Source organism: Pseudomonas sp. 43(2021) (assembly GCF_017490805.1).
GTDB lineage: Bacteria > Pseudomonadota > Gammaproteobacteria > Pseudomonadales > Pseudomonadaceae > Aquipseudomonas.
Genome location: NZ_JAFGYJ010000393.1, coordinates 1 through 479 on the forward strand (window position 1 = coordinate 1; position 479 = coordinate 479).

The window sequence follows — 479 nt, forward strand, 5'->3', positions numbered from 1 at the left end:
GGGCTATGAAATGGCCCTGACCCTGGACGACGGCCTCGACACCCTCGATAACCTGATGAGCGGGCCGCGCTTTCTCGTCGCGTCCGATCCTGACGGCGAGCATTTCGCCAACAGCATCGTCTCGGTGCAGGCCGAAGCGACGATGCGCGTGGTGCATGTCGATCTAGACAACGTCTACGACCCGGACCCGGCCCAGCAGGACATCAACCTCGGCAAAATGGTGCAGCGAATGGCTGACCTCGGCGCCAGCACGGTGTTCCTGCAAGCCTTCGCCGTTCCCAAGGGCGATGGTCTGGTGCATTCGCTGTACTTCCCCATCCGTCACTTGCCGATGCGCGCGTACCTGTTCGACCGCGTCGCCTGTCAGTTGCGCACCCGTGCCCATGTGAAAGTCTTTGCATGGATGCCGGTGCTGAGTTTCGAACTGGATTCGAAACTGCCGCGTGTAACCCGCTGGGACCCGAAAACCGCCATCACCT

General features: G+C 61.6%; 1 protein-coding gene. It reads left to right on the top strand.

The annotated features are described in order from the left end of the window. A partial coding sequence (locus J5M71_RS27805; protein ID WP_279382397.1) for a poly-beta-1,6-N-acetyl-D-glucosamine N-deacetylase PgaB occupies window positions 1–479 on the top strand: 479 nt, incomplete at both ends.